The sequence below is a fragment of the Streptomyces sp. NPDC007917 genome, from assembly GCF_042959105.1.
Taxonomy (GTDB): domain Bacteria; phylum Actinomycetota; class Actinomycetes; order Streptomycetales; family Streptomycetaceae; genus Streptomyces.
Map to the genome: position 1 here is coordinate 40,635 of NZ_JBIBKK010000036.1, position 18,506 is coordinate 59,140.

General features: G+C 67.0%; 16 protein-coding genes and 5 pseudogenes. 13 read left to right on the plus strand and 8 right to left on the minus strand.

Features of this window, described 5'->3' with window-relative positions; all coding sequences use genetic code 11:
* Nucleotides 1-505: 505 nt before the first annotated feature.
* The 3 genes and pseudogenes from ACFZDL_RS42075 to ACFZDL_RS42085 all read right to left on the minus strand — a co-directional run.
* Nucleotides 506-1,210: a hypothetical protein gene (locus ACFZDL_RS42075; protein ID WP_353595899.1), complete on the minus strand. Its 705-nt coding sequence runs from the start codon at nucleotides 1,208-1,210 to the stop codon at nucleotides 506-508.
* A gap of 94 nt (nucleotides 1,211-1,304) precedes the next feature.
* Complete coding sequence (locus ACFZDL_RS42080) at nucleotides 1,305-1,547, minus strand: hypothetical protein (RefSeq protein ID WP_391194022.1); 243 nt, start codon at nucleotides 1,545-1,547, stop codon at nucleotides 1,305-1,307.
* Between the two features lie 340 nt (nucleotides 1,548-1,887).
* Nucleotides 1,888-2,136 (minus strand): annotated as a pseudogene (locus ACFZDL_RS42085) (hypothetical protein); the annotation flags it as partial.
* A 576-nt stretch (nucleotides 2,137-2,712) separates the two neighbouring features.
* Between ACFZDL_RS42085 and ACFZDL_RS42090 the strand changes: the two are divergent.
* Complete coding sequence (locus ACFZDL_RS42090; protein ID WP_391194024.1) at nucleotides 2,713-2,853, plus strand: hypothetical protein; 141 nt, start codon at nucleotides 2,713-2,715, stop codon at nucleotides 2,851-2,853.
* 65 nt (nucleotides 2,854-2,918) lie between these two features.
* On the opposite strand, the gene ACFZDL_RS42095 is transcribed toward ACFZDL_RS42090, so the two are convergent.
* Nucleotides 2,919-3,182 carry an AbfB domain-containing protein gene (locus ACFZDL_RS42095; RefSeq protein ID WP_391193993.1) on the minus strand — a complete coding sequence of 88 codons (264 nt, stop codon included), beginning with the start codon at nucleotides 3,180-3,182 and terminating at the stop codon, nucleotides 2,919-2,921.
* A 173-nt stretch (nucleotides 3,183-3,355) separates the two neighbouring features.
* Here ACFZDL_RS42095 and ACFZDL_RS42100 point away from each other — a divergent pair, with 173 nt between their 5' ends.
* Nucleotides 3,356-3,526 (plus strand): hypothetical protein, encoded by a 171-nt coding sequence (locus ACFZDL_RS42100; protein ID WP_353595898.1) that lies wholly within the window; start codon nucleotides 3,356-3,358, stop codon nucleotides 3,524-3,526.
* A 239-nt stretch (nucleotides 3,527-3,765) separates the two neighbouring features.
* Here the strand turns inward: ACFZDL_RS42100 and ACFZDL_RS42105 are convergent.
* Nucleotides 3,766-4,113, minus strand: a pseudogene (locus ACFZDL_RS42105) (sugar hydrolase); the annotation flags it as partial.
* A 317-nt stretch (nucleotides 4,114-4,430) separates the two neighbouring features.
* Between ACFZDL_RS42105 and ACFZDL_RS42110 the strand changes: the two are divergent.
* From ACFZDL_RS42110 to ACFZDL_RS42125, 4 genes and pseudogenes are all read left to right on the plus strand, one after another.
* A complete protein-coding gene (locus ACFZDL_RS42110) occupies nucleotides 4,431-6,110 on the plus strand; it encodes an extracellular solute-binding protein (RefSeq protein ID WP_353595897.1) in 1,680 nt (559 codons plus the stop codon).
* A gap of 159 nt (nucleotides 6,111-6,269) precedes the next feature.
* Nucleotides 6,270-7,349, plus strand: coding sequence for an integrase core domain-containing protein (locus ACFZDL_RS42115; protein WP_353595896.1), 1,080 nt, complete (start codon nucleotides 6,270-6,272; stop codon nucleotides 7,347-7,349).
* Nucleotides 7,350-7,529: 180 nt separating this feature from the next.
* Nucleotides 7,530-9,836 (plus strand): serine/threonine-protein kinase, encoded by a 2,307-nt coding sequence (locus ACFZDL_RS42120; protein WP_353595895.1) that lies wholly within the window; start codon nucleotides 7,530-7,532, stop codon nucleotides 9,834-9,836.
* Nucleotides 9,837-10,151: 315 nt separating this feature from the next.
* Nucleotides 10,152-11,017, plus strand: a pseudogene (locus ACFZDL_RS42125) (integrase); the annotation flags it as partial.
* Between the two features lie 40 nt (nucleotides 11,018-11,057).
* Here ACFZDL_RS42125 and ACFZDL_RS42130 read toward each other — a convergent pair.
* Nucleotides 11,058-11,606 (minus strand): hypothetical protein, encoded by a 549-nt coding sequence (locus ACFZDL_RS42130; RefSeq protein WP_353595893.1) that lies wholly within the window; start codon nucleotides 11,604-11,606, stop codon nucleotides 11,058-11,060.
* 266 nt (nucleotides 11,607-11,872) lie between these two features.
* Between ACFZDL_RS42130 and ACFZDL_RS42135 the strand changes: the two genes are divergently transcribed.
* The 4 genes from ACFZDL_RS42135 to ACFZDL_RS42150 all read left to right on the plus strand — a co-directional run bounded on the left by ACFZDL_RS42135 (nucleotide 11,873) and on the right by ACFZDL_RS42150 (nucleotide 14,756).
* Nucleotides 11,873-12,028 (plus strand): hypothetical protein, encoded by a 156-nt coding sequence (locus ACFZDL_RS42135; RefSeq protein WP_353595892.1) that lies wholly within the window; start codon nucleotides 11,873-11,875, stop codon nucleotides 12,026-12,028.
* Between the two features lie 467 nt (nucleotides 12,029-12,495).
* On the plus strand, nucleotides 12,496-12,735 hold the full coding sequence (locus ACFZDL_RS42140) for a hypothetical protein (protein ID WP_353595891.1): 240 nt from the start codon (nucleotides 12,496-12,498) through the stop codon (nucleotides 12,733-12,735).
* Nucleotides 12,736-12,870: 135 nt separating this feature from the next.
* Nucleotides 12,871-13,572 carry a response regulator transcription factor gene (locus ACFZDL_RS42145; protein WP_353595890.1) on the plus strand — a complete coding sequence of 234 codons (702 nt, stop codon included), beginning with the start codon at nucleotides 12,871-12,873 and terminating at the stop codon, nucleotides 13,570-13,572.
* Nucleotides 13,569-14,756, plus strand: a complete 1,188-nt coding sequence (locus ACFZDL_RS42150) for a HAMP domain-containing sensor histidine kinase (RefSeq protein ID WP_353595889.1) — start codon at nucleotides 13,569-13,571, stop codon at nucleotides 14,754-14,756. Before ACFZDL_RS42145 ends, ACFZDL_RS42150 begins: the two co-directional genes overlap by 4 nt.
* Here the strand turns inward: ACFZDL_RS42150 and ACFZDL_RS42155 are convergent.
* Together ACFZDL_RS42155 and ACFZDL_RS42160 are read right to left on the minus strand one after the other, a co-directional pair.
* On the minus strand, nucleotides 14,728-14,991 hold the full coding sequence (locus ACFZDL_RS42155; RefSeq protein WP_353595888.1) for an integrase core domain-containing protein: 264 nt from the start codon (nucleotides 14,989-14,991) through the stop codon (nucleotides 14,728-14,730). The two genes, ACFZDL_RS42150 and ACFZDL_RS42155, sit on opposite strands and share 29 nt — an antisense overlap.
* Nucleotides 14,948-16,105 carry a heparan-alpha-glucosaminide N-acetyltransferase domain-containing protein gene (locus ACFZDL_RS42160; protein WP_353595887.1) on the minus strand — a complete coding sequence of 386 codons (1,158 nt, stop codon included), beginning with the start codon at nucleotides 16,103-16,105 and terminating at the stop codon, nucleotides 14,948-14,950. The genes ACFZDL_RS42155 and ACFZDL_RS42160 overlap by 44 nt, the downstream gene beginning before the upstream one ends.
* Before the next feature lie 321 nt (nucleotides 16,106-16,426).
* Here ACFZDL_RS42160 and ACFZDL_RS42165 point away from each other — a divergent pair, with 321 nt between their 5' ends.
* The 3 genes and pseudogenes from ACFZDL_RS42165 to ACFZDL_RS42175 all read left to right on the plus strand — a co-directional run.
* Nucleotides 16,427-16,633, plus strand: a complete 207-nt coding sequence (locus tag ACFZDL_RS42165; protein ID WP_353595886.1) for a hypothetical protein — start codon at nucleotides 16,427-16,429, stop codon at nucleotides 16,631-16,633.
* A gap of 89 nt (nucleotides 16,634-16,722) precedes the next feature.
* Nucleotides 16,723-18,162, plus strand: a pseudogene (locus tag ACFZDL_RS42170) (ABC transporter ATP-binding protein); the annotation flags it as partial.
* Nucleotides 18,160-18,308, plus strand: a pseudogene (locus ACFZDL_RS42175) (IS5/IS1182 family transposase); the annotation flags it as partial. The pseudogenes ACFZDL_RS42170 and ACFZDL_RS42175, both read left to right, overlap by 3 nt.
* Between the last annotated feature and the right edge of the window lie 198 nt (nucleotides 18,309-18,506).

The following is an 18,506-nucleotide window of genomic DNA, read 5'->3' on the forward strand; positions in this document are numbered from 1 at the left end:
GTCTCGCAGGCACCGATCCGGGAATGGGACCAGGCCCTGCTGTCCGATCCTGCCCTCACAGGGATGAGCCAGCGGCAACTGAGCAAACTCACAGACACTCTGGCCCCCGACGGTGACACCCAGCGGCCGCCCGCCTCGGCTCTCCTTCCGCGAACAGGTCCTGGCCACCGTGCTCCACCTGCGAGTCGCCCTGGCCGCAGAACCCATGGCCGTACTGTTCGGCAGCAGCCGTACCGCCATGCACCGCACCCTCCTCAAGAATCGGAGACTGCTTCAAATCCACAGCATCGCCATCCCGCCCGCGACCACCCCACCCGCGGCTCTCACAGCCTCCAAGCACGGGTCCTCGCCCTGACCTGCGAGACCAACAGCAAGATCAAGACGACGTGTTAATGATCTGCAAGCCCTTAGCCAGAAGCCCGAGGCATGCGTGAGCGGTTCCGCCTCCAAGGGTGAGACGGCGGACCGCCGGGCCCGCACTTGGGCCCGGCGGTCGGATCGCCCGCTACGTCCATACGTCGTAGCTGTTGCAGTTGAAGTTGTAGCCTCCGGCCGACGAGGTGATCTCAAAGCCGAACGCGATCTCGTCGATGCTGACCTGCGGCATTCGGCCCTGGCTCACCAGCCACTGGCAGTGCGCGGTGATGTCCACCCACGAGTCGGTGGTCTGGTTGCGCGCCAGGAAGCTGTGAACGGGGTTTGACCCGTTGCTGCCCTGGTAGTAAGCCCAGGCGCGGCTGCCGAGGTTGACATCGGTGACGTACGAGCCGATCGGGCCGACCTGGCCGTACCACTGCGTCCAGATCATGATCTCGTAGTCGTGGCCGTTGCCCCACACGTCGTAGGTGGTGGCGTAGGCGAGGTTCGAGCCCGAGGGCACGGTGACGTTGTGGTTGCTGGAGACGTTCCCCATGCTCCAGACATCGCGCCCCAGCATGTACCTGGCATGTGGGTAGGACTTGACGCCTCCCGTGTTCGGGTGATCGGCCCAGACGCCCCAGGTCGAGTGGGAGTTCGCCCAGATGGTCTGGGCGCCGGCGCCGCTGCCCCAGACGTGGTTGTGCACCGTGTACGCGCCGTCCCTCCATTCCCCCCACTTGTCGGAGGAGGTCCAGTTGGCGGCATATGCGGGGGTCTGGAGGGCGCCGACGACGCCTGCGGTGGCCAGCGGTACGGTCAGTGCAGCGGTGAGGAGCGATCTGCGTCGCATGAAGGACACGCCTTTCTCGAGAAACTCGGTTTCATCTGTGATCGGTGCGGTGCCCGTCAAGTTGTGGTGCCTGTGACGGTGGTGCCGGTGCGGGTCAGGGTGTAGGTGAGGTTTCGCCGCTCCAGAAGTGGAAGGTGAGCGTCACGGTGGAGTTGTCGGTGACCTCGGCGAAGAAGTCCTGTTTCAGGGTGATCTGGCCGACGGCATAGTTGGGGGTGAAGGTGCGGCCGTATTCCTTGTAGGGGGTCCAGTTGTGTCGAGGGGTTGAAGCGGCTCGTGCCCTGTCGGTGGAGGTGACGTGGGCACGAGCATGGGCGATCGGGGGCTGGGCGGTGATCGCTGGGTCAGCGCACGGGAACGTGCGATGGCGTGGGGTTGTGTGTGTGGGGGGAGGGGAAGCGGCTCATCGTCGCGCTGCGTCATAGGTCAGATGAATGGTCGAAGCGCTTCGATGTGCGCTGAGATTAGGACCCATGGGCGGGTCGCACAACCCCTGCTGCAGACTTCGATGAGCACTTCGACGGTCGTCTCGCAGCTTCGAAGCGCTTCGACAATGGAGGTGCCATGGGCTCTGAACACACCTCGCCCCCGATGCCTGGGTGGCATCGGGGGCGAGGTGCGTGGGGCTCTTCGCCATCCCGCGACGTTCAGCTTCTGGCGTCAGACGGCCGCGGGGATCACAGGGGCGGGTAGGCGTTGTCCATCAGCTCCTGGAACTGCGCGTCGAACCAATGGCCTGACAGCGGGGCGTCCGGCAGCGCGCCGGACATGTGGTTCTGGTTGAGCGGGTTGCCCTCGTAGGTCGAGTCACACATGCGGTCGAAGCCCTTGTCCTCGTCGTTCGGGATCTCCTCGCTGGAGCCGTCCGACTCGCCCGGGGGCTTGATCCACGCGTAGGCGTGGATGCCGGTGGCAGGGGGCGCCTGAACGGTGTCTTTATTGCCGTAGGGTGGTTGACCTGGGCTTTGCGCTCGCCCAAGTATGGGCATGATCAGTGATCGTGGGTCTGTGACTGCTTTACTTGATCTTCTGTCGACTGCTGGGCTGCTTCCTGTCGCTGGGCCGATCGACCGCCGCGAACAACGCCGATATCCTCGCGCTTCGCCATGAGGTGGCTGTGCTTCGCCGGCAGATCAAGCGGCCGCGGCTGTCATGGGCCGATCGTGCCGTGCTCTCCGCTCTCGCCCGGCACCTGCCACCCGCCTTGCGCCGTCGTCGGCTGGTCACTCCGGGCACCCTGCTGACCTGGCACCGCCGTCTGGTGTGCTGGAAATGGCGCCAGACGGCGGTCGGATGCCCACCCGACCGGCGCATGGGTCACCCAGCTCGCCCGCAATCTGCTCACGGACCTCGAGGAGAGGGCTGGCTGCTTCCGGTTCCTCATCCGCCACCGGGACAGCAAGTTCACCGCCGTATTCGACGCCGTCTTCGCCGGCAACGGAACAGCCGTCATCCCGACTCCGCCGCAAAGCCCACGGTCCAACGCGTTCACCGAACGATGGATACGCACAGCTCGCACCGAATGCACCGACCGACCCCTCATCACCGGCGAACGACACCTACGTACGGTCCTGACCACGTACGCCGAGCACTACAACTCCCGGACGAACTCACCGCAGCCTCGACCTACGTGCCCCAGATGACGACCCGCACATCATCCCCCTGCCCGCCGCCACGGTCAGGCGCAAGCAGGTACTCGGCGGGCTGCTCAACGAGTGCCACACCACGCCACCCCGACCGCCTCGCCATCCACAGGAAACGCCCAGCTCAGCAGCCTGATCGGAATCCTGATCGGAATATTGACACCCTTCAGGGTGCCGGTGTCTTGGTCGAGCTCGGTCGGCACGCATTTCGAAGCGAGGTCGGCTGAGTTGGAGTGGCGCAGGAACTGGCCGGGGTTGTTGGCCGACTCGAAGGTCAGGCAGGAGGTGTTGGCCAGGCCGGCGCGGACGATCCAGGGTCCCAGGACCATCCAGTCGGGCAAAGAACAGCGCGGGCCCGGCCGGGCAGGGCAACCCCTGGCTCAAAGGGGCGCTCGGCGAGGCCGCCAACGCCGCCGCGGGCACGGACACCTTCCTCGGCGCCCGATACCGGCGCATCGTCAAACGCCGTGGACACGCCAAAGCCCTGGTCGTCGTCGCCCGCTTGATACTCGTCATCGCCTGGCACCTGATCAACGACCCCGGCGCCTCCTACAAGGAACTCGGCGCCGACTGGCATCAGCGTCACCTCAACCCCGCCCGCAGACCCCGCGACCTCGTCCGCCAGCTCCGAGCCCTCGGCCACCAGGTCACCCTCGAACCCGCGACCGTCTGACCGACCCCATCCCGACATCCGGTCCACAAGCGGCCCGGCCGATGCGGGACCTCAGACGGAGAAGGCGATGCGTGCGAGCCGCACCGTGCCACGCAGTCCGAGGCGGACGCCGTGCACACCGGCCCTCGACCACGGGGGCGCTCACGTGGCGAAGCCGTGGGCCCGGCCGTGCCCGGGGAGAACGTGAGCACTACCAGTAAGGGACCGTCACCCGCGAAGAGATGGACCGACCGTGCCTTCGGGGACCAGAAGTTCGGACCCACCCGGTCGTCGCGGGCGCGCATCACGCGGGTCTCCTTGGAGACGGCCTCGCCGACCAACCGTACGAAATCGGTGTCCCACGTCGCGCCGAGGCCGACAGCCTGGGCGAAGACGGTGGCCTGGTCCATCCAGGCGACGCCGTGCAGGGCCTCCTGGCCGGAACCCGTCGACGCCTATGCGCTCGACGGTGGGCGTGAACTGGTGCAGAGATCCGATCTTTTCGTCGAGAGTGAGCCACGACAGAAGGTCGTCGATGCGCTTCGCGAACGGCAGCTGCGGTCGCGGAACGGCGGTAATGGGTGCGGGTGTGTGCAGACACATAGGATCCCTTGAGATGGAGTCGGATAGTGCTTGCGAAGCGCTTCGCTGCTCGTCAGGGCGCTAGGGGAGTGTCAAGGGATCAACATCGTTGCATTGAGCAGGGCATGCGGGTAAGCCCCTTCTTGCACCTCGAAGGAATCTTGGGAGCGACCCTTGTGCGCCCCCATGCCTTCACTTAACCTCGCAGCAACATCGAAGCGCTTCGACTGGACATCACGTCGCAGTAATGGGATGTCCGCTTCCCGCTCAGCCAGTTCCAGTCACGGCACCGCAGCCGACGACCTCCGCCGGGCACGCAGGTGCGCCATGAAGGGTTGACGCAATGACGACGAACGCCGCCTCCATCTCCTCAGGGCCGAGTCGGAGAAGTTTCCTCGCTTCCACGGCGGTCGCCACCGCCGCGGTGGCCGGCGGGATGCCGCTGCTCACCGCCTGTGGCGGTTCGGACAGCGGTTCACGAGAGGGTGCCACGTCGGGCAAGGCAGCGGACAAGCTGCTCCCGACGTACGTCGCCAGTACGGTCGCCAAGCCGGACCTTCCGCCGAAGAACGGTTCGTCGGCCGGCTACACCGGCAAGATCGACCTCGCGGGCCTCGCCACCTCGGTCCCGGACAAGCTCGGCACCGGCGCCTCCTTCAAGGTCATGTCCCCGTTCTGGGGCACACCGCCGAAGCCCGGGTGCGCCTACTACACGGCGCTCGACGCCGCGGCGGGCACCAAGATCACCTGGCAGAACCAGGACGGCAACACCTACGGTGAGAAGCTTGGCGCCGTTCTCGCCTCCAGCTCCATACCCGACATGGTGGTCGTGCCCAGCTGGGAGCTGGTCGGCAAGATCGCGAGCGCGGTCACCGCGAAGTTCATGGACCTCGGCCCCTACCTGGCGGGCGACAAGGTCAAGAAGTATCCGAACCTGGCCGCGATTCCGTCCGACTCGTGGCGCATGTCCATCTTCGGCGGCGCGCTGCGCGGCATCCCGATACCCACCGCCGCCGCGCCAGGCATCGCGCCCTTCTACCGCAAGGACATCTTCGACAAGAAAGGCTACTCCGTTCCCAAGTCGCCCGACGAGTTCCTCAGCTGGGCCAAGGAGGCCACCAGCGCCAAGGCCAAGGTGTGGGCCTGTAGTGACATGAGGTGGTCGGCGGCGGGCATCTTCGGTGTCCTCCCTGCCGGGCCGCTCGGCTGGAACCTCGGCGACGACGGGAAGCTGACGTACCGCATCGAGCACCCTGAGTACCTCGAACACCTGGAGTGGGTCCGCAAGCTGTTCGACGCGGGCGTGGTCCATCCCGACGACAAGGCCAACACGGGCAACCCCAGCCAGCGGTTCACCGCCGGGCAGACCCTGGTCTACAACGACAACCTATACGGCTGGTACGGGTTGACCGCCGAACAGGCGAAGTCCAACCCCGACTTCGAGATCGAGGGCATGGACTACTTCGGCGCCGACGGTGGCAACCCGACGCTGTACGCCTCCCCGCCCGCCGGCATCTGGTCGATGATCCGCAAGGGCGCATCGAAGGAGACCATCGAGAACGCGCTGGCCGCCGCCAACTTCGCGGCCGCGCCCTACGGTACCAAGGAGCGGATGTTCGTCGACTACGGCGTCGAGGGCACCCACTACACGGTCAAGAACGGCGTCCCGGTCAAGACCGACAAGGGCAACTCCGAGGTGAGCAACACCTGGGGGGGACTGGCGGCCCCGGCTCCCTACACCGCCCACCCCGACTTCCCCGAGGTCGCCCGCAAGCAGGTCGAGTGGCAGCAGCGGCAGGGTGCTTTCCTGAAGAAGACGTCCACCTATGGCATGAACATCGTCGAGCCGGCCCGCTACGCGACCCTCTCCAGCCAGTTCGAGCAGTTGGAGATCGACTTCGTGCGCGGCCACAAGAAGCTGTCCGATGTGCAGCAGGCCATCTCCACCTGGAAGTCCTCCGGTGGCGACAAGCTGCGCGACTGGTACAAGAAGCTTCTCGAGAAGAACGGCAGCGGCAACTGATGTCCTTCACTGCAGGGAGGCAGGCCAACGTCCCCCTGCTCGGCAAGGTCGTCGCCTTCCAGGAATACGACCCGTACGTCTCCAGTAACGGCATCACGGCGATTATGGTGGTTGACCTGGGGCTTTGCGCTCGCCCAAGTGTGGGCATGATCAGTGATTGTGGGTCTGCGACTGCTCTATCTGATCTTCTGCCGCCTGCTGGGCTGCTTCCTGTTGGTGGGCCGGTCGGCCGCCGCGAACAATGCCGAGATCCTTGCCCTTCGTCATGAGGTCGCTGTGGGTCGTCGGCAGGTCCAGCGGCCGCGGCTGTCATGGGCCGATCGTGCCGTGCTCTCCGCTCTCGCCCGGCATCTGCCACCCGTCTTACGTCGCCATCGGCTGGTCACTCCGGGCACCCTGCTGGCCTGGCACCGCCGTCTGGCGCGCTGGAAGTGGCGCCAGACGGCGGTCAGGTCCGGGCGTCCACCATTGCCGGAAGAGACAGTTGCGCTCATCCAGCGCCTGGCGAGAGAAAATCCGACCTGGGGGTATGTCAGGATCCAAGGGGAGTTGCGTCGGCTTGGTGATCGGGTCGCCGCTGCGACGATCCGACGCGTTCTGCGCCGCTTCGGTCTACCGCCCGCACCGCAGCGAGCAAGCCAGCAGACCTGGCGTTCCTTCCTCCGTTCACAGGCTCACACGTTGTTCGCTTGCGATGTGATGCACGTGGAGACCGTCTTCCTCAGACGTCTCTATGTCTTCTTCGTCATGGAGATCAAGACCCGGCGCGTTCACGTCCCGGGTGTCACTGCCCACCCGACCGGCGTATGGGGCACCCAGCTCGCCCGCAACCTGCTGATGGATCTCGAAGAGAGCGCTGCTGGGTGCTTCCGGCTCCTCATCCGGGAGCGGGACAGCAAGTTCACAGCCGTCATCCCGACGCCGCCGCAGAGCCCCCGGTCAAACGCGTTCGCCGAACGATGGATACGCACAGCCCGCGCCGAATGCACCGACCGACTTCTCATCACCGGCGAACGACACCTGCGCACGGTCCTTACCACGTACGCGGAGCACTGCAACGGGGGGCGAGCACACCGCAGCCTCGGGCTACGAGCACCCCACGACGACCCGAACGTCATCCCCCTGCCCGCTGCCGGGGTCAGGCGCCAGCAGGTACTCGGCGGACTGCTCAACGAGTACCACACCATGCCACCCCGGCTACCTCATCATCCACAGGGAAGGCCCAGCTCAGCAGCCTGATTGGAATATTGACACCCTTCAGGGACGTCGACAGGCCCGGCCCGAGTCGACTTCGGGTGTGCAACAAGGGTGTTCACAACGGCGGGCGTCCAGGAACGGCGTAGGGCCCCGTTCTGTACGGTGCGGTGCCATGACGACTAGGCCCTCGGGGGCGGACGAACCAACTACGGCGGCGGGGACGTGACGGCGTACAAGGCACTTGAGGCAGGAGAGCCCCGGCAGGTGGGGCCCTACCGGATCATGGCGCGGCTGGGCTCGGGCGGCATGGGCAGCGTGTACCTGGGACGGTCACGCGGGGGGCGTGTGGCGGCGGTGAAGGTGGTGCGCGCGGATCTGGCCGGCGACCCCCGGTTCCGCAGACGTTTCGCCCGCGAGGTGGCCGCGGCACGGCAGGTGAACGGCGCCTACACCGCGGCGGTGGTCGACGCCGATCCGGCGGCCCAGCCGCCCTGGCTGGCGACCATGTACGTACGGGGAATGCCGCTCAGTGACGCGGTGGCCCGCCACGGCAGCTGGCCGGAGGCTGCGGTCCTGGCCCTCGGGGCCGGGTTGGCCGAGGCGCTCGAAGCCATCCACTGCGCGGGGGTGGTGCACCGGGACCTGAAGCCGTCGAACATCCTTCTGTCGCCGGACGGACCCCGGGTTATCGACTTCGGGATCTCGGTGGTGGAGGACGCCTCGGCGCTGACGCAGACGGGCGCCGTTGTCGGTTCGGCCGGATTCATGTCCCCGGAGCAGGTGCTCGGCCGCCGGGTCGAACCGTCCGGCGACGTCTTCTGCCTGGGATCGGTGCTCACCTTCGCCAGCAGGGGTGAAGGCCCGTTCGGCAGTGGTACGGCCCCCGTACTGTGCTACCGGACTGTCCACGAGGAACCCGATCTCCGCGGGCTCCCGCCGAATCTGGCCGACGTGGTGGCCGCCTGCCTGGCGAAGGACGCCGACCGGCGTCCGACCACGGCGGAGGTCCTGAACCGGCTGGTACGGGCCGCCGAGGGTGAAGGGAGCGGAAGGAGTCCCTTCCGCACGCTTGGGGGCAGCGACTGGGCACCGCCGCCCGTGGCTGCGGCCATCGCGTCCCTGGACGCACCGCCACAGGCTCCGCTCCTTGCCCCGGAATCCCCAGTGGAACACCCGCAGACACTGCCGCTGTCCACGCAGGAAGACGTCCCGCCGCCGATGCCCACGGGCCCACGGCCGGAGGACGCCGAAGGCGGTTCCGCGGGTACGGGACGCAGGCGGTTCCTGACGGGTGCGGTGGCCGCCGCGGCCGTGGCAGGCGGGGGCGTCGGAGCCTGGCAACTTTTCGGCCGGAACGCCGGAACAGGGGGCAAGGCTCCCCGGACGAGCGGATCCCGGCCGGGCCAGGCCCGCTGGACCGCACCCGTCGACTACGCCCAGGCCATCAGACTGGCGCCCCCGCCCGAGAAGGGCACCGGCACACTCCTCTACGCCGACCGCAACCGTCTGGTGGCGGCACGAACCACCGACGGCAAGCCCCTCTGGTCCGCCCCGCTCCAGGGGAAGGGCCTCCCCGCGGCGCAGCTCGGCCCCGAATACGGGGTGTACATCACGGACGTCGTCGCCCACACCGCAATCGTGAACATGGCCCAGTCAGTCGTAGCGATGGACATGACCAGAGGAAAGCTGAAGTGGGGCCGTTCCTTCGACGAGAACCTGGGTATGCAGTTCAGCATATTCAGCGACGAAAGCGCCGTGTACGTGTATCGCTCGGGAACTCTCGACATCCTTTCCCCGTCCACCGGCGCGACGCGGAGGACCATCTCCTCCGGAGGAAACGACGCCCTGGGATGGGCGGTCGACGGCACCGGGAGCGACACCACGGTCTATCTGCCCTACCCCTCGGCACTCCACGCAGTCGACGCCCGCACCGGGACGACACGGTGGCAGTACCCGTCGGGCAACAGTACCACCAATCCGGTCGTGGCCGACGGAACCGTGTTCACCGTTGTCGGCAGCACCCTGGTGGCCCTGGACTCGCGGACGGGTGCACGGCAGTGGACGCGTCCGGTCGAAGAACCCATCAGCAGAATCACTCTCACCGGAGACTTCGTGTGCGTCCAGGGCAGAACCAAGCTGTACGCGGTGGGCGTGCTGTCCGGAGACCCGGCCTGGACGTTCCCTCTCCACGGCGAGGACTACGCGGAAGTCGCACACGTTCCCGAGCTCGGGGTGATCCTCCTGGGCACCCTTCAGAACATTCGAGCCCTGAAGGCACAGACGGGCAGCCCGATATGGCGCTTTCCGCTGATCGAGGAGGATCCGAAGAACGGAAGAATCAAACTGGCGAGCATCGGCGGCGTTACGTATGTCCGCACCGACAGGATCGTCCACGCCCTGGGCACCGCGACGGGCAAGAAGAAATGGGACTTCACCCTGAACGGGCCCGGCAGTGTGGGGACTCTGGTCGCGTCCAAGGACACCGTCTACTTCGGCAACAGCGGGACGCTGTACTCGGTCGCGGCGTAGGACGGGCAGGCAGCACGCCGGACGGGACAGCCGGCCGGGGCGCCGCCGTCGGCGCACACATCGACATCACGATGTACGAGCACCTGCCCACCGCACAGCCGCCGGTCATGGCGGAGGCATACCGCAGACGGCTCCAGGACGCCGGGTTACCGTCCGGCCAGGTGCCCGACCTGGTGCAGATGGGGGAGTCCAGGATGCGCGCGGACGGCCGGGACCGGCCCTGGTCCTCCACCGAGGACACCGACCCTGTGCCGCTCGAAAGGTCATCGCCGCAGGTGAGCGGGATGCGGTCAGTCCGCTGGGATCATGTCCTCCGTGATCGTGTCCTTGTTGTACAAGGTGACCCGGAAGCTGCTGACTGTTCCATCGGTGCTCCTGCGACGCCGGACGGCGAAGGAGGCGGAACTGCTGGTGCTGCGGCACGAGAACGCGGTCCTGCGTCGCCAGTTGGCCGGACCGGTCCGTTATAAGCCTGCCGACCGGTTCTGGTTCGCCGCCCTGTCCGGGCTGATACCCCGGCGCCAGTGGCGCGAGATCTTCCCTGTCACCGCCGGCACCCTGCTTGCCTGGCACCGCAGATTCATCGCCGCAAAGTGGGACTACACCGCGCGCCGGGGCACCGGCCGCTGGCGAGGGAGAATCCGACGTGGGGGCACCGGCGGATCCAAGGGGAACTGGCCCGACTCGGGTATCGAGTCGCCGCCTCGACGGTGTGGGAGATCCTCAACGCGGCCGGCATCGACCCTGCTCCACGTCGCTCACGCCCCACCTGGCGCGAGTTCCTGACCGCGCAAGCGGAGGGCATCATCGCGGCAGACTTCTTTCACATCGACACCGCCCTCGGCAGGCGGTTGTATGCGCTGGTGTTCCTCGAGCACGGCACCCGGCGGCTGCACATCACCGGGGTCACCGCCCGCCCGACACGGGACTGGGCGGCGCAGCAGGCGCGGAATCTCACCGCCGACCTGGGCATACGCATCGAGTCCCTGCACTTCTTGTTACGCGACCGCGATGGCAAGTACAGCGAAGCGTTCGACGCCGTCTTTGCAGCCGAAGAGATGGACATCCTCAAAAGTGCGCCACAGGCTCCCCGGATGAACGCGCATTGCGAACGCATCATCGGCAGCATCCGACGCGAAGCCCTCGACCACGTCCTCATCATGAACGCGTCAGCGCGCCGGTCTGCACGAGTTGATCACGAGACAAGCGATTGATGGGGGCTCAATCGAAAGGGGGCCAGTCGTGCAGGTGGGGGGCTGGGTCTGGGTCGGGATCGGAGTAATAGGCGTAAGGCTCATCTGACATCGGCCCTCCAGTCCACACCTGCATCCCATAGTGGATGGGTTCTGTCGGGTAGTCGAAGGCCGGTTCCCCGTCGGTACGGTGGAGGCTCTCTGATGTTTCCAAGACGTGAAGTTGTTCGCCATGGCGTAGAGGTGGGCCGGGCAGGATTTCAGGTACGGCGGCGTCGAAGGCGTCCCAGTCGATGACGACGTCATCATCGTCCGAAATCTCGATAAACTGCCGCAAATCGATGTGGCCCGTGCAGCGTCCATGCGTGATCAGCCATAGGTCAGCACTCTCGCCCTCTGCGTGGGTCTCTATCTGCCCCTGGATCAGGTTGGGATCTGGGTTGTCGAAGAACAGATCCTGGAGTAGAGCTCGGATGTGCTCGCGCTGCGAGTAGACGAAGAACAAGCTCCAGTCCGTCTGGCCGTTGTACGTCTTCTCCAGGACGTAGGCGCTCTTCGCCTCTGGTGTGTCGCTCATGATCAGCATCTTGCCTGAAGACGGGCCAGGTATCAGGCTGTCTCCGCGTCAAAGGTGAGCACGGCGGTATATGTTGCGGTTGGGTATGTGAAGTCCCCTGGTACTGGGTCTCTCCAATAATCACAGAGCGTTGTCGATCCGAGATCATCAAGACCTACACCTTGCAGTACCGTCGGTGTTCCCCAATCGCGCCTATCTGCGCGGCCTCTTGGAACCTGTTTCGAAGCCCAGGCCGAACCGGTCTCCATTCCGAGTGACGTTCAGTGATGGCCGCTGGATTCCTGCCCATCTGTTACGACATCAGCAGCTACGGAGGCATCCCCATCGGCGCCATCGTCCAGGCCGCCGCGCTCGGCGCCCTGTACCGCTACATCACCGAGCGTCGCGCCCGTAGCACCGAGAGCGGCATCAGCAACGCCTGAACTCCAGACGGTTCCACAAGCCCGATGGGTGCGGCCCACCGCTCAGGCGCCAATCGGCAAGGATGAGGCGTGCGATCGCGGCAGATTGCCTGGCTGGGCTCCGTAGGTGAGACGTGCGGACGAAGCTGCTTTCCTCGGTCAGCCCGGAGTGGCACCATTCCGAGCCAGGCGCCTGGTCATGAGTGTGATGGCAACCCAGGTGATGAGGGTTTCGGAGTGCTGGATAAGGCGTTCGTAGTCCCTCGCGTGGTGGCGGGGCGACACGGCCGTCCTCGCCGACGTCCTGTGGGCAGTGGAATCCTCGACGCGGAGCCGGAGGGGTCGACGGGGCTTGCCGCCTGTCCTGCCCACGTCAGCGGGGCGTCCTTCGCAACGGAGAGGCGCGGCTACCTCTTTAAACTCTCGCAACATCCCTCCGGCTTGACTGCAGGAGCTGGCCCACCTGGGGTCCGCAGAGAGGATTCATCATGCAATTCAGGCGAAGCTGGGGCATCGGTCTGGTCACCGCCGCAGTGCTGATCGGCGGCGGGGCGACGATTGCCAATGCTGCGTCCGGCGCCTCCTCCCACAACGGTGGGGATCAGCCTGCGGTTGTTCTGCCTGGGGGCGACGGCCCAGGCATCTCGGCGGGTGACTCCCAGGCGTACCCCCTGCCCGAGGGGGACCGCCCCGGTACGCCTGCGGGCGACGAGACGTACCGCCCCTGATCTTGCGTTGCTTGAGGCAGCTCGGTGCCGGGGCGGCTGCCCCGGCACTGGGTATGACGGTCTGCGAAGCTATTGCTGGGGCCCGTTACGAAGGGAGAGCTCGGAAGTGGCGCGGGGGACGAGAGGAGCAGGGGCGTGAAAGTCCTTGTGGTCGAGGACGAGCCTCTGCTCGCGAAGGCGCTGCAGATCTGTCTGCAGCGAGACTCGATGACGGTCGACGCGACCGGTGACGGCGGATCAGCTCTGGAGATGCTGGAGCTCAACGACTATGACGCCATGGTTCTCGATCGTGATATCCCGGTCGTGCATGGTGATGAGGTGTGCCGTCGCGCCGTTCATGCGTACCCGCAGGTAGGGGTGCTGATGCTGACCGCCGCTGGTCGGCTGGATGACCGCGTGGAGGGTCTGCGACTCGGTGCTGATGACTACCTGGCCAAGCCTTTCGAGTTTCCTGAGCTCATTGCCCGGCTCCGGGCGATCTCGCGACGTACGGGGCCTCGACTCCCTACGCTGCTCCGGGCCGGTGACCTGAGCCTTGACCCCTTCACCCGCCAGGTCTCTCGCTCCGGCGTCCCGCTGAGCCTGACCAACAAGGAATTCGCCGTCCTCGAGCAGCTCCTGCGCGCAGGCGGCGGAGTGCTGAGTGCCGAGGAACTTCTTGCCAAGGCATGGGACCGGAACGCCGATCCGTTCACCAACTCTCCCCGGGTGGTGATCTCCACCTTGCGTCGCAAGCTCGGCCACCCCTGGCCCATCGAGACCATCGCCGGCGCTGGGTACCGCATCATCACCGAGCAGGCCTCGTGTCCTCAGAAAGATCAGGACTCCGCCCGATGACCTCTCGGCGATTCTCGGTGAAGGCGCGGGTCACTATCGTGTTCGGTGCGTTGCTCACCATCAGTGCCGCCCTGCTCATCGTGCTGGTGGTGGTTCTTATGGCCTACGTGCCGCGGTACACCCTCACCCCGGTCGATGTGACGCTCGTCCCGGGTCAGGCACCGAGTTCGGCCAGGTCCTCCAGTGTTCCAACCACCGTGTCGAGCCCCGCTGATTTCCTGCGCCTCCTGGCCGTCTTCTCCTCTCTCGCCTTTCTCATCGTCATCGTGATCGGTGCCCTGCTCATGCGCATAGCGGTCGGCCGTGCTCTGGCACCCCTCGCCGAAATCGACGCCGCGGCACGCAGCGCAGTCGCGGGCGACCTCAGTTCCCGCGTGGACGCGGATGGCCCGCCCGACGAGGTCACCAGCCTGGCCCGCACGTTCAACGGGATGCTGGCCCGTCTGCAGCGATCTTTCGACACCCAGCGCCAGTTCGCCGCCAACGCCTCGCACGAGCTCCAGACACCGCTCGCGGCCAGCCAGGCGCTTATTGACGTCGCCCTGGGAGACCCGAATCTGGGCCATATGCACGACCTGCTCACTGATCTCCGCCAGCTCAGCACCCGCAGCACACAGACAGTGACGGCACTCCTCGATCTTGCAGCAGCGGAGGACGGCGAACTCAACCGGCAGACGGTCGCGCTGGACGCCGTGATCCAGCAGGTGCTGAGTGAACAACGGCCCCAAGCAGCTGTCGTGGACGTCGAGCTACGACTTACCCCAACCCCTCCGGCCCTGGTCAACGCCGACCCGGTACTCCTGCGACTGATGCTGGACAATCTCGTCAGCAACGCCATCCAGCACAACACGAAGCCGGGAACGGTAGACGTCAGCCTCACGGTCGACGCCGAGCAGGCCCTCTTCAGCATCAGCAACTCCGGACCCGCCCTCTCTCCCGAACAGGCCGCCCAGGTCACCCAGCCGTTCTACCGAGCCGAGGGCCGGACGGTCAGTGTCACCGGCAGAACTGGACGCGGGCTGGGCGCCGCGCTGGTCGCCCACATTGCGGAGCGACACAGCTGGCCCTTGGGCGTGACCGCGCGACCAGCCGGCGGCCTTTTCGTCACTGTGCAAATACCGTGTAGCCCCTGTGGGTGCCGGAAACGGTGTCACCCTATGCGACCTGCGTGTATTCGTGGATGAGGCCGCCGAGTCGATCGCGTCGACGGATGCGAGTGTTGTCTGTGGCGGTGGGTGGCCCGGGGTCGGCGAGTCGGTCCGGCGCCCGTTGTTGGAGGGGTCGGTGCGGCCTGTGTGTGTTGTAGTGCTTCGCGTACTCACTGACGACGAGGCGTAGGTGGCGCTCTCCGGTGATCAGGATGCGGTCGGTCGCCTCACGTTGGCATGATCCGATCCAGCGTTCCGCGATGGCGTTCATCCGGGGTACTCGGGGCAGTGTTGGAAGGACGTGCACGCCGATCGCCTCGAAGACGGCGTCGAAGCTGTCGGTGAAGTAGGCCCCGCGATTCCGGATGAGGAACGTGATCGACTCGGCATGGTCGCCGAGGTCCATGAGGTAGTTCCGTGCTTGCTGGGTGATCCAGGGGCCGGTCGGGTGTCGGGTGATGCCGGCGATGTGCACCCGCCGGGTGCCGTGGTTGATGAAGAACAGCACGAACCAGCGCCGCAGGAAGACCGTATCGATGTGGAACAGATCGGTGGCTACGATCGCGGAGGCCTGGGCTTTGAGGAAAGCGGCCCAGGAGCAGTCCACACGCCGCGGCGACGGGTCGATCCCTGCTTTTGTCGAGGGGCAGCGAACCGGAGCTGCCGGACGACGGCCCGTCTTCCGCGAGGCTCCGCAACGCGTCCTTGCCGGCGAGCAGCAAGGACATGCCGTATGCGGTCACGGCGAGGGCGGCACCGAGCGCGGCCAGGCGCCGCTGGACAGTGCCGGAGGACAGGTCGAGGCGGCCCAGTGCCATGCCCGCGATCACGAACGACATCCACGTGAGCGCCGGGTAGAAGCCGGTGAGCAGCAGATCGAGCACTCCCACCTCGCTGAGGCGGCGGAGCGGGTCGTAGGCGTTGATGCTCTGCTGGATCGGCTCGGTCAGCAGCGAGGTCAGGGCGAACGCCAGCTGCGGTGTGACGAGGGCGAGCGCGGCCGCGATGATCGCGAGGGTCCTGGCACGCAGTCGCACCAGGGGCAGGGCGAGCAGGAAGTAGACGCCGTAGAAGCCGAGGATGATCACTCCCCCGTACTCCATCGCCATCACGGTGCCCAGCGCCAGCAGGACCACGGCGCGGATCGTGATGCGGGCCTTCGCCTGTCGGCCGGCCAGGCCGGTCTTCGGCTCGCGGCGACCGGCGATCAGCATCAGTGAGAGCCCGGCGAGGGAGGCGAACAGGACCGACGAGTGACCGTCCGGCAGGTACCGGATCCAGCTGGCGACGCCGTGTGTGGCCGACAGCGGGGGGCCGATGTGCACGATGTACATGCCGAACACCGCCAGCGCGCGGGCCAGGTCCACCCCGACGAGGCGTCCCATCGAGGGACCCGGTGAGGCGGGTACGGCGGACTCGGGGGAGGTTCGGGGCTGCGGAGGCGAGTTCTCTGGCGGAGCCGGCGTCTCCTGCGGCGGCTGTTTCTGTGTCATACAGAGAACCTCGCGTGGACGTCAGGGGGCGGACCATCCGGCTGCCTTCGGTAACGCCCCCGCCGATCGGCGGGTACCGCCCTGCCGACCGGCGGAGTCTCGTCCCCGGCCGGTCCGGTGCGACCGGGCGGCGGCCTTCTTCAGCCACTCGGCGGGGGTGGACCCGACAGTTGCCGGATGGGCGCGGGGCGGACGGGCTTCCACGCTGAAGGCATGACACACCGTGCGCGACACAACGAGCGCGAGGACTTCCTCGGAACATCGGCCGACGTACCGGGCCGCGACGCCGCCCCTGGCAGGGGCGAATTCCTCGGTCTGACGCCGGCGGCGAGCGCTTTCGTCCTGTTCGTCATCCGCCCCGAGGTAACCGAAGCGTTGGTGCACACCCTCGCCACGGGCACAGTCGGACTCGTCCACTGACCCGGAACATGCTCTCCGAAGCATGCTCACGCCCTGGTGCGCCGGACCGCAGATGCGGTGCCCGGCACACTGCAGACGAAAGGAATGTTGTGAACACCGCATCCGCCCCGACGACGGATGACACGTCCCTGTCCGCCCGCGAGACGGTCAAGGCACTGTGCGCTTATGTCCGGCCGCACCGGTGGGCCGTCGCCCTCGGCCTGCTGTGTGCCCTGGTCGGGGCCGCCGGGGGGCTGCTGCAGCCGCTGGCCACGAAGGCGCTGATGGACCGGCTCGCCTCCGGTGACACCATCACCGGCATCCTGATCGGGCTCACCGTGCTGGTGGTGCTGGGCACGGCGGTCGAGGCGTTCGGTGCGTATGTGCTGGAGCGGACGGCGGAGTCGGTGGTTCTGGCCGCGCGGCGCACCCTGGTGGGACGGCTGCTGCGGCTGCGGATCGCGGAGTGGGCGCGGATCCCGCCGGGTGATCTGATGTCCCGGGTCACCACGGACACCACGCTGCTGCGGGCGGTCAGCAGCCAGGCGGTCGTCTCCGCGGCCACCGGCGCGGTGGCCTTCGTGGCGGCGGTCGTGGTGATGGCGTATCTGGATGTCGTGCTGCTGGGGGTGACGCTCGGCGTGGTCGCGCTGGTCGGCGGGGTCGTCGCGCTGGTGATGCCGAGGATCGCGCGGGCCACCGAGCGGTCGCAGGAGGCGGTCGGGGAGATCTCCGTCGCGCTGGAGTGGGCTCTCGGGGCGTTTCGCACGGTGAAGGCGTCCGGTGCCGAGGAGCGGGAGACCGCCCGGGTGGAGGCGGCGGCGCGGCGGGCGTGGCGGCACGGTGTGAAGAGCGCGAAGTGGGAGGCCGTGGCGGGCTCGGCGGACGAACTCGCCGTACAGCTGGCGTTCCTGGCGGTGCTCGCGGTCGGCGGGGCGCGGGTGGCGTCCGGGGCGATTCCCGTGTCCACCCTCATCGCCTTCCTGCTGTACCTCTTCTACCTGATCGAGCCGGCCTCCAGGCTGATTGACGCCGTGACCTCCTATCAGGAGGGGGCGGCTGCGGTCTCCCGGATCGCGCAGGTGGAACGTCTGGCGACGGAGTCGGCCGACCGTCGGACGGGCGCCCTGCACAGGCAGGGGGCAGCGGTGCCGGGTCCGGCGTCGGTCCGCTTCGAGGACGTGTCCTTCCGTTATCGTGCGGGCCTGCCGTACGTCCATCGGCAGGTGGGCTTCGAGGTTCCGGGCGCCGGGATGACGGCCTTCGTGGGCCCCTCGGGTGCGGGCAAGTCGACGGTCTTCGCTCTCATCGAGCGGTTCTACGAGGCGACCGGCGGCCGGGTCCTGATCGACGGCGAGGACGTACGGGACTGGTCCCTGTCCGAGCTGCGGTCTGCCATCGGCTACGTGGAGCAGGACGCTCCGGTGCTGGCCGGCACGCTGCGGGAGAATCTGGTGTTCGCGGCGCCCGGCGCGACGGACGACGACATCCGCGACGTCCTGGCCCGGACGAGGCTCGACACCCTCGTCGAGCGGGATGATCATGCAGTGACCGGTGTGATCACGGCGTCGGAGCCTTCCTGGATAGCCCCGTTCAGCGGACTGAGCCCGCGACAGTTCGGCAAGCTGATCACGGCGTTGCGTCGCGAAGGCGCGGACCCGGTTCGCAAGGGCCGGCCTGGAGCCTGCCGCTGGAGGTTGGGCCGGCAGGAGGTGGCGTGGCGGCGCGCCCTGCGCGGGTTCGAGCAGTTCTGCAACGGACACCGACCACACCAGGGCATCGCGAACGCCAGACCGCTACAGCCCTTGCCCTCGCCGATCAAGGACCCAGATACGTTAGCCCGCCTCTACATACGTCGACGCGATCGCCTCGGCGGTATCCCCCAGGAGTACCG

What these genes read in the sequence shown, in the direction of transcription:
- ACFZDL_RS42075 (WP_353595899.1), bottom strand. Translation starts at nt 1,210, where the DNA reads ATGCGACGCAGATCGCTCCTCACCGCTGCACTGACCGTACCGCTGGCC.
- ACFZDL_RS42095 (WP_391193993.1), bottom strand. Translation starts at nt 3,182, where the DNA reads ATGGTCCTGGGACCCTGGATCGTCCGCGCCGGCCTGGCCAACACCTCC.
- ACFZDL_RS42110 (WP_353595897.1), top strand. Translation starts at nt 4,431, where the DNA reads ATGACGACGAACGCCGCCTCCATCTCCTCAGGGCCGAGTCGGAGAAGT.
- ACFZDL_RS42130 (WP_353595893.1), bottom strand. Translation starts at nt 11,606, where the DNA reads ATGAGCGACACACCAGAGGCGAAGAGCGCCTACGTCCTGGAGAAGACG.
- ACFZDL_RS42135 (WP_353595892.1), top strand. Translation starts at nt 11,873, where the DNA reads ATGGCCGCTGGATTCCTGCCCATCTGTTACGACATCAGCAGCTACGGA.
- ACFZDL_RS42140 (WP_353595891.1), top strand. Translation starts at nt 12,496, where the DNA reads ATGCAATTCAGGCGAAGCTGGGGCATCGGTCTGGTCACCGCCGCAGTG.
- ACFZDL_RS42150 (WP_353595889.1), top strand. Translation starts at nt 13,569, where the DNA reads ATGACCTCTCGGCGATTCTCGGTGAAGGCGCGGGTCACTATCGTGTTC.
- ACFZDL_RS42155 (WP_353595888.1), bottom strand. Translation starts at nt 14,991, where the DNA reads ATGAACGCCATCGCGGAACGCTGGATCGGATCATGCCAACGTGAGGCG.
- ACFZDL_RS42160 (WP_353595887.1), bottom strand. Translation starts at nt 16,105, where the DNA reads ATGGGACGCCTCGTCGGGGTGGACCTGGCCCGCGCGCTGGCGGTGTTC.
- ACFZDL_RS42165 (WP_353595886.1), top strand. Translation starts at nt 16,427, where the DNA reads ATGACACACCGTGCGCGACACAACGAGCGCGAGGACTTCCTCGGAACA.